General features: G+C 43.5%; 14 protein-coding genes. 8 read left to right on the top strand and 6 right to left on the bottom strand.

Going from position 1 to position 12,953, the window contains the following annotated elements:
• Positions 1-324 (top strand): IS3 family transposase (locus G9G53_RS22475; protein ID WP_165150342.1); only part of this gene is annotated, 324 nt, incomplete at its 5' end.
• A complete protein-coding gene (locus G9G53_RS22470; protein WP_165150340.1) occupies positions 324-530 on the top strand; it encodes a hypothetical protein in 207 nt (68 codons plus the stop codon). The genes G9G53_RS22475 and G9G53_RS22470, both read left to right, overlap by 1 nt.
• Positions 531-609: 79 nt before the next feature.
• Here G9G53_RS22470 and cysK read toward each other — a convergent pair whose 3' ends face one another.
• The 3 genes from cysK to G9G53_RS22455 form a co-directional block, all read right to left on the bottom strand.
• Entirely contained in the window at positions 610-1,548 is a 939-nt protein-coding gene (gene cysK / locus G9G53_RS22465; RefSeq protein ID WP_165150338.1) for a cysteine synthase A, read from the bottom strand.
• A gap of 533 nt (positions 1,549-2,081) precedes the next feature.
• Entirely contained in the window at positions 2,082-2,639 is a 558-nt protein-coding gene (locus tag G9G53_RS22460) for a carbohydrate binding domain-containing protein (RefSeq protein ID WP_165150336.1), read from the bottom strand.
• Positions 2,640-2,820: 181 nt separating this feature from the next.
• Positions 2,821-4,764 carry a serine hydrolase domain-containing protein gene (locus tag G9G53_RS22455; protein ID WP_165150334.1) on the bottom strand — a complete coding sequence of 648 codons (1,944 nt, stop codon included), beginning with the start codon at positions 4,762-4,764 and terminating at the stop codon, positions 2,821-2,823.
• Positions 4,765-5,021: 257 nt separating this feature from the next.
• On the opposite strand from G9G53_RS22455, the gene G9G53_RS22450 reads away from it, so the two are divergent.
• The 5 genes from G9G53_RS22450 (at position 5,022) to G9G53_RS22430 (ending at position 11,245) form a co-directional block, all read left to right on the top strand.
• On the top strand, positions 5,022-7,082 hold the full coding sequence (locus G9G53_RS22450; RefSeq protein WP_165150332.1) for a glycosyl hydrolase 115 family protein: 2,061 nt from the start codon (positions 5,022-5,024) through the stop codon (positions 7,080-7,082).
• Positions 7,083-7,199: 117 nt separating this feature from the next.
• Positions 7,200-7,862, top strand: coding sequence for an S-layer homology domain-containing protein (locus G9G53_RS22445; RefSeq protein ID WP_165150330.1), 663 nt, complete (start codon positions 7,200-7,202; stop codon positions 7,860-7,862).
• Between the two features lie 259 nt (positions 7,863-8,121).
• On the top strand, positions 8,122-8,790 hold the full coding sequence (locus G9G53_RS22440; RefSeq protein ID WP_029517689.1) for a uracil-DNA glycosylase: 669 nt from the start codon (positions 8,122-8,124) through the stop codon (positions 8,788-8,790).
• A gap of 16 nt (positions 8,791-8,806) precedes the next feature.
• Positions 8,807-9,229: a hypothetical protein gene (locus G9G53_RS22435; protein WP_029517688.1), complete on the top strand. Its 423-nt coding sequence runs from the start codon at positions 8,807-8,809 to the stop codon at positions 9,227-9,229.
• Positions 9,230-9,358: 129 nt separating this feature from the next.
• Positions 9,359-11,245 carry a tenascin gene (locus G9G53_RS22430; protein ID WP_165150352.1) on the top strand — a complete coding sequence of 629 codons (1,887 nt, stop codon included), beginning with the start codon at positions 9,359-9,361 and terminating at the stop codon, positions 11,243-11,245.
• A gap of 68 nt (positions 11,246-11,313) precedes the next feature.
• On the opposite strand, the gene G9G53_RS22425 is transcribed toward G9G53_RS22430, so the two are convergent.
• Together G9G53_RS22425 and G9G53_RS22420 are read right to left on the bottom strand one after the other, a co-directional pair.
• On the bottom strand, positions 11,314-11,616 hold the full coding sequence (locus tag G9G53_RS22425; protein ID WP_013310964.1) for a hypothetical protein: 303 nt from the start codon (positions 11,614-11,616) through the stop codon (positions 11,314-11,316).
• Between the two features lie 385 nt (positions 11,617-12,001).
• Entirely contained in the window at positions 12,002-12,196 is a 195-nt protein-coding gene (locus tag G9G53_RS22420; RefSeq protein WP_029517686.1) for a hypothetical protein, read from the bottom strand.
• Positions 12,197-12,337: 141 nt separating this feature from the next.
• Between G9G53_RS22420 and G9G53_RS22415 the strand changes: the two genes are divergently transcribed.
• Positions 12,338-12,778 (top strand): NucA/NucB deoxyribonuclease domain-containing protein, encoded by a 441-nt coding sequence (locus G9G53_RS22415; RefSeq protein ID WP_165150328.1) that lies wholly within the window; start codon positions 12,338-12,340, stop codon positions 12,776-12,778.
• A gap of 16 nt (positions 12,779-12,794) precedes the next feature.
• Here G9G53_RS22415 and G9G53_RS22410 read toward each other — a convergent pair whose 3' ends face one another.
• Positions 12,795-12,947 (bottom strand): hypothetical protein, encoded by a 153-nt coding sequence (locus tag G9G53_RS22410; protein WP_165150326.1) that lies wholly within the window; start codon positions 12,945-12,947, stop codon positions 12,795-12,797.
• Between the last annotated feature and the right edge of the window lie 6 nt (positions 12,948-12,953).

Genomic DNA, 12,953 nt, shown 5'->3' with positions numbered 1-12,953 from the left:
GATCGAGATCGGGACGCGAAAGCACTTGTGAAGAAAGTGTATGAGCAGTATAACGGGGTCTACGGCTATCGCCAAATTCAACTATTTTTGCAGCACGATCATGGAGTCTGGATGAACCATAAAAAGGTACTCCGGCTCATGCAGGTCTTGGGAATCCGCTCACAAATTCGCCAGAAACATCGCTGCAACTATGCTTCCTCTACGAAAGGTCGTGTGGCGAAAAATCTGTTAAAACAGGATTTCAAGGCGGACAAACCTAATCAAAAATGGGTCACAGATATATTAAAAAACAGAATTCTCATATCGCAATCGAAGACTTCCTGATGATGATGCGTTACACCCGCATCAAGTTAAAGAAAGAGGCTTACAGAGTGGTACAAAACTACTACGGAGAAGCTCACTTTTACAGAAAAAGCCTGATGAGCTACAACAACATCGGGCTGGGCCAAGGTAACTTTTTCTTCGCTAACGGTCCATTTGTTGTGCAAAAAAATGGACCGCTAGCGAAGAAAGAAATCAATTCAGGTTAATGAAACAATTCTATGCGCTCATGCTTGTGTACTTGGAAAATTAACAAAAGAGGAAGCTGGATTCCTGCCTCTTTTGTTATTATTCTACGTCTGAGAAAAGCGGAGTGGACAAATAACGCTCACCTGTATCAGGTAATATGACCACGATCGTCTTGCCTTTGTTTTCTGAAAGCTTTGCAATTTGTGTTGCTGCATAAACCGCAGCCCCAGAAGAAATACCAACAAGCAGCCCTTCTGTTTTGGCAAGCAGGCGTGCAGTTTCAAATGCATCTTCGTTTTTAACTTTGAAAACCTCATCCACATATTCTTCATTAAAGTTATTTGGAATGAAACCAGCACCGAGTCCTTGTAGTTGATGTGAACCTGGAGTACCGCCAGACAGCACTGGTGAATCGAACGGTTCGACGGCTATCACTTTTACAGAAGGTTTTCGTTCCTTCAATCCCTGGCCAACGCCCGAAATAGTTCCACCTGTACCTACGCCCGCAATAAAAATATCTACACCGCCATCCGTATCATGCCAGATTTCTACAGCTGTAGTTATGCGGTGGATTTCTGGATTGGCAGGATTGCTAAACTGCTGTGGTATGAAAGAGTTTGGTGTTTCGGCAGCCAATAGTTCAGCACGCTTGATAGCGCCTTTCATCCCCTCGGATCCCGGTGTTAACACAAGCTCAGCACCGAACGCAGTCAAAAGCTTGCGACGTTCGATACTAAACGTTTCAGGAAGTGTAATTATAAGTTTATATCCAAGAGCCGCAGCTGCAAATGCAAGTCCGATTCCAGTATTTCCACTCGTTGGTTCGATAATAACGGAGTCTTTATTGATTAAGCCTTTCTCCTCAGCGTCTTTAATCATAGCATATCCAATGCGGTCCTTAACGCTACCAGCCGGATTGAAATATTCCAACTTAGCTACCACGTTTGCCTCAATATTTTGGATTTGGCTGTAGTTCAACAGTGCTAGCAAAGGAGTATTTCCAATTAATTCAGTCAACTTTTGATGAATTTTAGTCAAAATTATCCCTCCAAACGATTAATTCATAGCTACTTACTATGACATAGATATTATCACGAATTTTTCTTCATAACCATGTTCTGTTAATTCATAGTGAGGAGCGGGAACGGATGGAACAGTTTAAACCTAAGGTACTACTCATAAAAAAGTAGTCCAAGCTTATTCAGAACCAGAGAGTCATTAAGAATGTATACTGTGTATCCTTTTTTAATTTCGGAATAATTATCACGGTTTATAATAAACTCGCTTTTCCTAGAATGTGTTGAAAATTAGATTACAGTGTACGATAAACGATAGTGGCACGAGGTAGGACAACACATACGATAAAAGATACTACCCGCTAACCTAGTGGTCGGCGGATAACGAATTTGTATTTAGTAGAAGGCAAAAAGAGCAGTAAGGAATTATCCTTCTGCCTCACCGTTAACATACGGGGAGGCGTTTTTGTTTTGGCAAGCTTACGGTGTATCAATTCGTGCCATCAAGTCGCTCTTGCGAGAGCTTACGACTAAATGCCTACAATACCAAGTAATTTATGTTCTTAATAAGGATATCGATACATCATCTAAAAGTATTGTGGCAAAGGTATCCTCTGCTGTAACACGGAACACTAAATCTCTGGAAACAGTTCCCGAATTTCCTGAGATTGAGAAAGTGCGGGAGACTCTCTCGTATTGGGATGAAGGTAGCGAAGTAAGCTGAATCGTGTAGGTTTGCTCCCCCAGACTAACCTGAAGCCGGCCACCGAAAGGCTTGATTAGATTGCGTACCCAGAAGGTCACACGGTATCTTCTTTGTCTACGCAGATCTGAGATCGTTTGTCTAAGTGAGACACTGTGCCCCGGGTTAGCCGAGATTCTGACCGCTTGATTACCGCTGTGCGGATTAGTATTGGTAATAAAAATTTGGCCTGTCATGTTGTTGACGTTTGCAATCCATGGTGCTAAATCCTGATTTTCAAATCCACCGTTTCTAACAACTGCTTGGGTAGGAGAAATTCTTTTTTTCTTCAAGTCCAGAGGCTGTGTAGTGGGTCTATTCTTCGTCCTACGGACAGGGGCTGCGCCTTTTCCACTTTTCTTTGGTTTCATTTGAATTAACCCTCTTTCTGTAGACATATTTGCTACACTAGTAGTTTATGAAATATGAATAAGAGTGTTCATAGAGAAGAGAATACAAAAAAGACCGTCTATTGACGGCCTTTTCTATGTTTCGACTCGAAATATATCGTGGAGGCTATCTATGCTATAAAAAGGATAAAATTAAGTAGATCTATGCGAAAAAATAGAAATTATAGGAATACAAGAAAAACGAAATAGCTAAAAACGAAAGAATCAGCGTCGCGGTGTATACCTTTCTTAACAATGTAGCCTCCGAAACGTTACATTTTCTTACAGCAAGATAGGCAGCCGGTACAAAGGCAAGCCCAAGTACCCAGAAAAGGATAATATTGAAATTGAAATTGGACATAGGCTGATAGGGGTCGCCTATCAATTGGATGCTTGAAGCAATGAGATTGACGATCACAAGCAGACCCAGCAAGGGGATTACGGTTACGCTGTCAGGCAAGGGAAGCCGCGAAGCACTCTTCTGCTTTCTTGCGTCCTTGAGCTTCCGCAGCCATCCCATAATACCGAAAATAGACCCAAGCGCAAACCAAATACCGCATCCCCCGACCAGAATATAACTGAAGATGGATGTTTGCAGGAAGGATATCGGCAATTGGTCATCGATCACTCCATATGACAACTGCGTCACTTTACCATCGGCATTGGTTAAGAAAAAAAGACGGCTGATGTTTAGGCCCGCGTGATCATAAGGAGTGCTCCCGGGAGTCACGCGTTCAAAAAAATAGGGTTTGGTTTCTACATAATCAACATGAATATTCATGGATGGAATACTCAGAGTGATTCCGCCATTGCCGTTGGCTGTGACCACTTCTTCCGCATTGGATAATACGGGTATAAGCTTCAATATACCAGATGATACTGCGCGAGCAGAACGGTATTTTCCCTCCACATCCGCGCTATGCTTCAACGTGCTGTCCGCTTGCGGAGTAGCGTGGGAGCCCCCGACAAACAGGTCAATGAGTTCGCTTCTTGCCCCGGACATTTCATTTTCCACATTAGTCAGAATACTGATCCCAAAGTTTTGATCCGGCACGATAGAGACCAGAGAGGAGAATGAATCTGTATTTCCACCGTGCTCGATAACACGATAATCTCCCGCGAACCGTTCCCAAAAGCCATGGGCATTCCCCGGAAGCTCGGGATAGTGGGTATACGAAGCCTCATGCATTTCTCGCAGGGTTTCATTCTTGTTGAACAGCGAATATTTTAAGGAATGGTCCATGTTCAGATGAGCAAGCATAAAATGAGCCATGTCCTCCGAAGTAATGTTTAACGCACCAGCCGGCACATCATTAAAGAAAACATTCGGCTTTGCAACCCAGTTTCCATCCTTTTTGGAGTAGCCTGTTGCTTTATGTTCGATAACCTCTGGAATAAGATCATACCGTTGTGTAAAGTAAGAATGTTTCATGTCTAGAGGCTCAAATATATGTTTCTGAATATAGGTTTCAAAAGGCATTCCGGATACACGTTCTATAATATAACCGGCCAGGTTGGTCCCATAGTTGGAATAAGCAATCACTGTTCCAGGCTCATAAATCTGTTGAGGCTGGTTTCCGGGTGCGACATGCTCCTTGAGAGGCCTAAGATCAGCAGGATCATGAACCAAAAGTTTTTCCAGGCGCTCCTCAAAACCTGCCGTGTGGCTCATCAGTGATTTTAGGGTAATAGGCTTATCAAAAGAAGGCTTGAGAAAGCCGTCAGGCAAGTATGTGCGGATGTCCGTATTCAAATCCAGCTTTCCTTGCTCAACCAGTTGCATTACTGCCGTCCAGGTGAACAATTTCGATACGGAACCGGCCTCCATATAGGTTGTTTCCGTACTCATGGGTGTTTGTTTCTCGATGTTTGCGTATCCGTAACCTTTTGAAAAAACAATTTTTCCGTCCTTTACTATGGAAACCGCAGCACCAGGAATCGCTGTTCCTATATATTTTTTCATAATTTGATCTGTTCTGTTTTCGATTTCGGAAATCGGGATTCCAGAGGGAGTGGTTGGAACGGCCCCAGAAGCATATGCCTGGACCGGGATAAATGCCATCAATGCCAACAGGAACAAAGAGGCAAATCGTTTTTTCAATTTCATATCAAGTCTCCTTTTTGCTGCGCTTGAATCTTTAAGAGCAGTCTGTTTTTTGGAACATTTTTAGTGTAGCAGTTAAGTCTTTCTTATTTCTCTCCTGTTCCTTACTTTTTTCTTTCTCAAATGAAGCTTCAACTCTCAAATGATTTACCGGAAAAAAGCTATATTTACGTTGGTACAGCTTTATATGTATGTTGACAACCTATAAAATAAAGACAAGAAGAATCCTCATAGTTGAAAAAAATAGGAGATGACAATAAATGAAAGCCTGTGAACCTCTGACTATTTCATCTGAAAGCGGATACAATCTTCAAACTGATGAAAGTGTGCCCATTGCCCACGCTTGGAACATGATTGCGCGAGATCATAAGCAAGTGTTTGGCAACGAGCCATTGCAAACAGAAGTAGAGCCCTCGATCATTATCCGTTATGCGCAGGAAGGAGATAGCTGTCCGCATTGGCCAGAGGGCTATTGTCTGCGTTTTGTTGCTGGTAGCAAGGGAACGGTACTCCATATTATTGGCCGTGATGAATTAGGAATTATTTATGGACTGCTTCATTACAGCCGTTTCGCTCTGGGTGTAGAGCCGTTCTGGTTCTGGGCGGAGCTCCTCCCGCCTAAGCGGGATACCATAATAATACCGAGCCAGAATGTTGACAGTATACCGTCCAAGGTCCGATATCGGGGATGGTTTGTCAATGATGAGGTATGCTTGATTGGCTGGAAAGATGATTATCCACCGACGGAGCAGGTGTGGCAGCCCGTTTTTGAAGCGTTACTGCGCTGTGGTGGAAATATGGTGATTCCCGGAACCGATTTACCACGCACAGGTATCCATCATAAGCTTGCAGCAGACATGGGTTTATGGATCACACATCATCATGCTGAACCGTTGGGGGCGGAGATGTTTTTGCGCGCCTTTCCGGGTAAACAAGCTAGCTACAGAGAGCATCCCGAGTTGTTTGAACAGCTGTGGCAGGAAGCGATTGAACGGCAAAAGGAAGAAAAGATTGTATGGGTATTATCTTTTCGCGGGCAGGGTGACAAGCCTTTTTGGGAAGATGATCCTTCCTTTAATACGCCGGACAAACGCGGACAATTAATCTCGTATGTGGTTCGCAAGCAGTACAATATGATCTGTGAATTTGTGGAGCATCCTGTGTGCTGTATGGCGATGTATGGTGAGATTGCCGAGTTATACAAGCAGGGGCATATGGAAGTACCCGAAGGGGTGATTAAAGTATGGGCGGACAATGGTTACGGTAAAATGGTATCTCGGCGCCATGGGAATCTTAATTATCGTGTACCAGCATTGCCTGAGGCGCAGGATGGGGGCGAAAATGGAGTATATTACCATGTGACCTTCCACGACTTGCAAGCGTCGAACCATCTTACCCAATTTCCCTCCTCAGCCAGCTTGATTGTAGAGGAATTAACAGCAGCGTTTACTTCAGGGGCGGACGAGTACCTGCTGGTCAATTCAGGTAATATTTTGCCGCATGTATATACGCTGGATTTAGTATCAAATTTATGGACGAATAGTAACGTAGATGCCGAAGAGCAGCTTTCTGATTTCATCGGGCGGCTGTACAGTAGTCAGCTTCAAGAGATTTCCCAATTATACCGGGATTATTCCCATTGTACTATCGTTTATGGCCCGCATAAGGATGATCGAGCAGGGGAGGAATTCTATCACCATCCAGCTCGGCAAATTATGGGGTATTGGCTTCAAGGCAAAGAGGGCAGTGATGAACGACTGTACTGGGCTACTGGAGAAAGGCCTTTTCCTGAACAGGTTCACTGGTTCAAGGAAAAAGCCGAGTCGGCAATCCCGGACTGGGTTAAACTGCGAGAGCGGTGTCTACGAATAATGAAGCAGTTACCTGAAGATGAATGTCGAAGGCTGTATAATCAACTATTTGTGCAGATTGAACTGCATCTAAGTGGCTCACGTGGACTGGCAAGCTTATGTAGCGCTTATGGGCTGTTCCTTGAAAAAGATTATCCACGAGCATTTATACAAGCTTCTCATGCCGTTTGGAGCTACCGAATGGGTAAAGAAGCTTTATCGCTCGCAGGAACTGGAAGATGGGAGCATTTCTACCGGGCAGATTGGTTAACCAATCTGGATAACACTATTTCTCATGCGGACACTGTGCGGAGATTTCTTCGTCTTCAGGGAGACAGTCCGGATATGTTCCTATGGTCCAAACAATATTTAATGCCAGAAACAGAGAAATATATCTACCTAGAGAATACGCATCGCAAGCCCCTTCCCGATGATGAGTTGGCACGCAGTCTGGAGAAGGTATTATATTAAGGAAGACATGTAGCATAAGAAGCAACAGCGTCTGCCTGCAACCTTTCCAGCTTATACTACGTCAATGAAGTTGTTAATGGCCAAGCGGCCTAATTCAATTACAAGGTGGAATTTAACATGAGTATGAGAAAAGGTGCATTTGCAGCCATTACAACTGTAGCCATTTTGTCCTTTTCCGTTGGAGGTCAAATGTCTGCGGCAGACCGCCAATTTAAGGATTTGAATAACGTAAGCGGTAAAGAAAAAATTATATCCCTTAAAGATCAGGGTCTACTCAAAGGTATCTCTGATACGAAGTTTCTCCCGTCATCTAAAGTGACCGTTGCCCAAGGCATTCAGTTGATCTCCGGCGGACTCCAGCTCAGTTTGGCCGCCATTGATTTGAACAAGGAGCCACAGGTCAGTAGACTGTTTACCCATGTGAAGGATAATGCATGGTACGCCGAAGCTTTTATCAACGCGCACTATAATGGTGTGGTTATTCCAAAGGATATTGATCCTGCCAAAGCTCTGACTAAGGAACAGTTCACCCATATGCTGATTCAGGGCATGGAAAAAGCAGGCGCTCTTCCGATGATTAAAATCGCACCTGCGAATATTGCGGATGACAGCGAACTGGAGCCTTCTTACCAAGGTAGCATTCAACGCTCGCTAGTCTACAAGGTCAATACCTTGGATGCAAATGAAAAGTTTTATCCAAAAAGCGAGATTACACGTGCCGAAGCTGCTGTTATGTTATATAATGCATTGGAATACTTGAATACTCATACAAACTCGTAATAAATACAGCAATAAAGAGCTTTTCTTCAGAGGGAATTAAGCTTTCAGTTACTTGACATCATTATCGTTAATGTTATAATAAGGAAATCGAATTTAGACCTGCGGTAGCTGATTACCGTAAGGATATTTTCCTGGTCCTTCGGCATATAACACAGGTAACGAATAAATAAGCTGGCTCCGGATGAGGAGTTCAGCTTATTTTTTTGGATCAAAAAGTTTACCGTTTTCACTGATTTACATATTGAGAGGAGACAGGAGTATGTTTGGGAATGACTGGGATGATGTACTACGAGAAGAGGTCGAAAAGCCATACTTTAATGATTTAAGGTATACGTTAGCCCGAGAGTACAAGTTACATAAGGTATATCCTCCAAAAGAAGACTTGTTTTCCGCACTCAAATTAACGCCATTTCATCTGACCAAAGCGGTTATATTGGGACAGGATCCATATCATGGAGAGGGACAAGCTCACGGTTTAAGCTTTTCTGTTAGACCTGGTGTGCGAACGCCACCGTCTCTATTAAATATATACAAGGAGCTTCGCGATGATATCGGTACTCCCATTCCGAATCAGGGATACCTCGTTCCTTGGGCTGAGCAAGGTGTGCTGCTGCTGAACAACGTGTTAACCGTTCGTGAAGGACAACCGCAATCTCACCAGGGAATAGGTTGGGAACGTTTCACGGATGCTGTCATTGAAGCGATTAATGAGCGCGAGCAGCCAGCAGTGTTTATTTTGTGGGGGAGCCATGCTCAGAAAAAAGCAAGCTTCGTGAATACCAGCAAGCATTTGGTGCTGAAATCCGTTCATCCGAGTCCATTGGCGGCTCACAGAGGTTTTTTTGGCAGCAAACCTTTTTCGCGTACCAATGCATTTTTGCAGGAGCATGGAATGGAACCGATTCGGTGGGAGATTCATAGCCGCTAGCACTGGAGGTGAGGACATGCGTCAATGGAAGGGACGTCAGGTCATTTTATATCACGGCAACAATGGTCATACCCAGAAGGTGCGCGGCACGCTTGAAAAATGGGATGAGATACGAAAGTGTGTTATTTTAGGCCCGAAAATGCTGGCTATTCCTTTTGAAAATATTACGCATATTACCATGTTTCCTCCGGGGCGTGAGCGTAGAAGCCGCCATCCGGCGAAGCTGAACGCTACTGGTTATGTAATGAGCGTTCCGTTACAGTTTGATAATGCCATTCATTTTCAGTCGGCGGTGACGATTTGGAGAGAGGATCAGCTGATTGCTTATAATGTAAAGCTGGTTAGTCACTCGGCACACGATGTAATTCTTGAAGATGGACAAACCTTATCTAAGGAAGAGCATTTGTTTGTGGTAAGGTCACTGCGTGGAGAACTTTAACTGTAATAATTCACCTTTTTTTGATGAAGGGTTCAATTTAGTTAACTGCTTACCGATAAAAGATAATGGGATTGTTAATAATACCCTGTTTTATAGAATGAAACAAAGGGAGCGAAACGAATGGAACGTATGAAACGTATGAAACGTATGAGCAAACGGAGTACCTTCTTACTTGCGTTGCTGATGTTTGTATTTGCAGCATGGCCAGCAGGTTTGATCCGGGCTGAGGAGAGCAAGACCTCCACGGTAGAGTGGGATAGTCAAAATCCGACTACATTGAATCTGGGTGGAAGCCCCGCTCAATTAAAAGTGTGGTCATTGACAGAAAAGGGCAAGGAAGATGTTACACAAAAGGCAGAATGGATCTCTGGGGATTCAAGTATTTTAAAGGTAGATAAGGGACTCATTACTCCTGTGTCAAAAGGGCAGATTAAGATTGTTGCTACATATGAGCAGCAAACGGTAAGTACAACGATTACAGTAAAATCGCCTTACAGCAAGCTGCAATTAAATCCGACGGGTCCACTGAATCTGACGATTGGCGGAGAATCGAAGCAATTGACTGCTCAAGGTGTTCTTACTGGAGGTGGGACGGAAAATGTATCCGGTGTCGAATGGACTTCTTCGAATGCGGCTGTTGCTACCGTTAAAGATGGTCTTATTCGTCCACTTGCCAAAGGCGTGACTTACATTAAAGCAAGCAAAGATGAACTCAAAGCACAAACGATTGTGTATGTGCGCTCTTCTTCCCAGGCATTGGTATTGAGTGCAACTGGGTCCAAATCGGTCTTTTTAGGTAGCTCCCCCATTCAGGTTAGTGCAACTGATGTCAACCTGACTGGCAGCAAAACAGATGTGACCAACACGGCAGAATGGACTTCCTCCAATCCGCTGGTTGCCACAGTCGAGCAAGGTAAAATCACACCGATGGATGCAGGCAATTCGACGATTACAGCGTCCTATCATGGTTTGAGCAAGACTCTGAAGATTAATGTACTTCCGACGGTTGAAAAACTGGTTTCAAGCAAAGCCAGTCTGACTCTCGAAACAGGAGGCAAAACTTCTCTTCCGAGTATATCTGCTTATTTGGTCAATGGAGCAAAAAAAGCAGTTCAATCCGATGTAAAATGGAGCTTAAGCAGTGAAAGTGCAGTTAAAATAGCAAATGGTAAGCTGGTTGCAGTGAACCCAGGCAGTGCAACATTGACAGCAACGGTAGGTGCGCTCAAACTGGATATTCCAGTGACTGTGCAATATAAAGTGCTCAAGCTGACGGCTTCTGAGAAAAAATATGTACTGGTTGCAGGCCAAGAAGCAAGTATTCCGTCAGTAAAAGCCCACATGGCTGGTGGTGGAATACTGGATATTACCAATCAGGTAAGCTGGGTAGGTACAACAGCCGCAGTTACAGTAGCAAATGGTAAAGTAAAAGCGGTGAATGGCGGTAACTCTGGAATCAAGGCTATGTATATGAATAAATATGTGAAAGTACCTGTCATTGTGGAAGGAGCCATTTCTACATTGACACCAAGCTTTTCGAATGCCGAAATGAATTTGAAAGGAAGTAAGTCCATCAAAGTCATCGGCATATATACGGATGGTAAAAAAGTTACCCTGAGCAGTAAAGTGAAATGGACAACATCGAATGCTTCCGTAGCGATCGTAAAAGGCTCTTCCATTAAAGCCGTTGGAATTGGAAACGCAACGATTACGGGCACATATCAGGATAAGTCGTTTAACATCGAGATCAAGGTCACACCTAAGCTGCTCAAACTGGTATTGAGCAATAAAAACCTGAAGCTGCCTAAAGGCTCCTCTCAAGTGCTTAGTGTGAATGCAGTTTATGATTCAGGTGCTACTACCAATGTGACAAGCTCAGCGGTATGGACATCCTCCAAACCGTCGATCGTACAGGTTACAGCTGGTCAGGTGAAGGCCTTGGAAAGCGGAAGCTCCAGTATTAAAGTAGTCTATGGCGGTAAGAAGGTAACGACATCTGCCAAAGTGTTAAAATAGCTACGTACATTGCCACATCCACTTATACAAAATAACCCCCGGTCCAAAGACAGGGGGTTATTTTCAGCTTATTCTACGCCGTCCTGATAATGATTTTTCCAATGCTTATCGCCTTTGTGTGCGAAGTCTTCAACTGTCTTTTCCAAAGTAGCTACCAGTTGGGCTTTAATCTCAGAAATTGTGTCTCGGAACAGTCTTTCTTCCGTACCATTGATCTTTTCACCATATAGAGCCTGAGCGGCTATAAATTGACGATGTTGCTCCACAAAACTGTCAATCGAATGCAATGCATGCTCCACGTATTGGGAAATGCTATGATGCTCGTTAGGCAGTTGCAATTTTAATTCATGAACTCTGTTTAATAATGCCATGATGATCACCTCGTGCGTTTTGTTATGTCAATAATTATACATCATTTTCGGAAAACTTTCATTAAATTTTGATTAAAATGTGACTTTTATTATGTCATGATTGCATTTTCAATGGTGATCAGGCATAATTTTCGGAAATTTCATTATTTTCCTTTGTATTGTGATTTTAAAATTTAAAATATATGATACGAAGATGATGCAAGAGCAAGCTGCGACAGCTGTCTTTCTGACATGTTATAATGGGGAAAAGCCCAGTCGGAAAGGTTGTCAGTATGGTATGAAGCTTTTTAAAGGTTTATTTTGGGGGATTCTGATTAGTCTTCTTCTGTGGTGTGCCTTGTTTGGGCTTGTCCGCTGGATGTCTCATTAAGTCGCTTCCTGTATCTTATACAATAACTCTTGCGACTGTATCCACGTCATTAACAGAAATCGTATATACGTGTTCGTCATCATAGAGCTTGAATTGCTGAGTTTCTTGGTCAGATAGGAGCTTAGGCCAGCCAATTACGGTACTTCCATTCAGTAACCGGACTACAACGGCTTGCATTTGGCTCACGGCCAGTTTGATCTCATCGTTCATTCGTGCAACCTCCTCTCTATACTATTTGTCGTCCAATATTCAACCTTTTTTTATAGTTAGTAAGGGGTTACAAAAAATAAAATCCGGGGATTACCTTAGTTGAAGGCATCTATTGGAATAGCTTGAAGGGAAGAGAGAAAATTGAAGAAAAAGTTGCTAAGTTTTATAGTTTTAGTGCTGCTAGCTGCGGGCGCGTACTGGTTTGAAGGAGGCAATCTTCTTACGAAAATGACAGGAGAGAACCCGCCTTCCTCGGCGGCTCAGGTAACGCTGCAATTCCCGTCAGGTCGTTACCCTGAAACGGCGCAGCATATTAAGGAAGCCATTCAGGCGGGAAAATCACCAGTATGCACAATTGACCGTGAAGGAGCCGAGCAAAATCGCAAGCATTCGCTTACAGGTGTTCCCACTCGTAAGGGATACGATCGTGATGAATGGCCGATGGCTATGTGTTCAGAAGGTGGCAAAGGTGCAAATGTCAAATACATAGCCCCTAAGGATAATCGTGGGGCAGGATCATGGGTTAGTCATCAATTGGATGAGTATGAGGATGGAACTCGTGTGAAATTTGTTGTGAAATAGTTGCCGTTTAGTATATTTACTTTTTATTTCCTTTCGCTGTTTCCTGTTTGGCCTTAACCAACGCCAGAAAATCAAAAAAATCACCTAGTGTATTGAAGCCGGCACCTAAAATGGCCAAGTCTTCAGCGGATAGTTGGTTAAACCATTCCATTTGCTTAGCATCAAACATATTATC

The sequence above is a fragment of the Paenibacillus sp. EKM206P genome (assembly GCF_011066155.1).
GTDB classification, from domain to species: Bacteria; Bacillota; Bacilli; order Paenibacillales; family Paenibacillaceae; genus Paenibacillus; species Paenibacillus polymyxa_D.
This window is presented reverse-complemented; position numbering and strand designations above follow the sequence as displayed.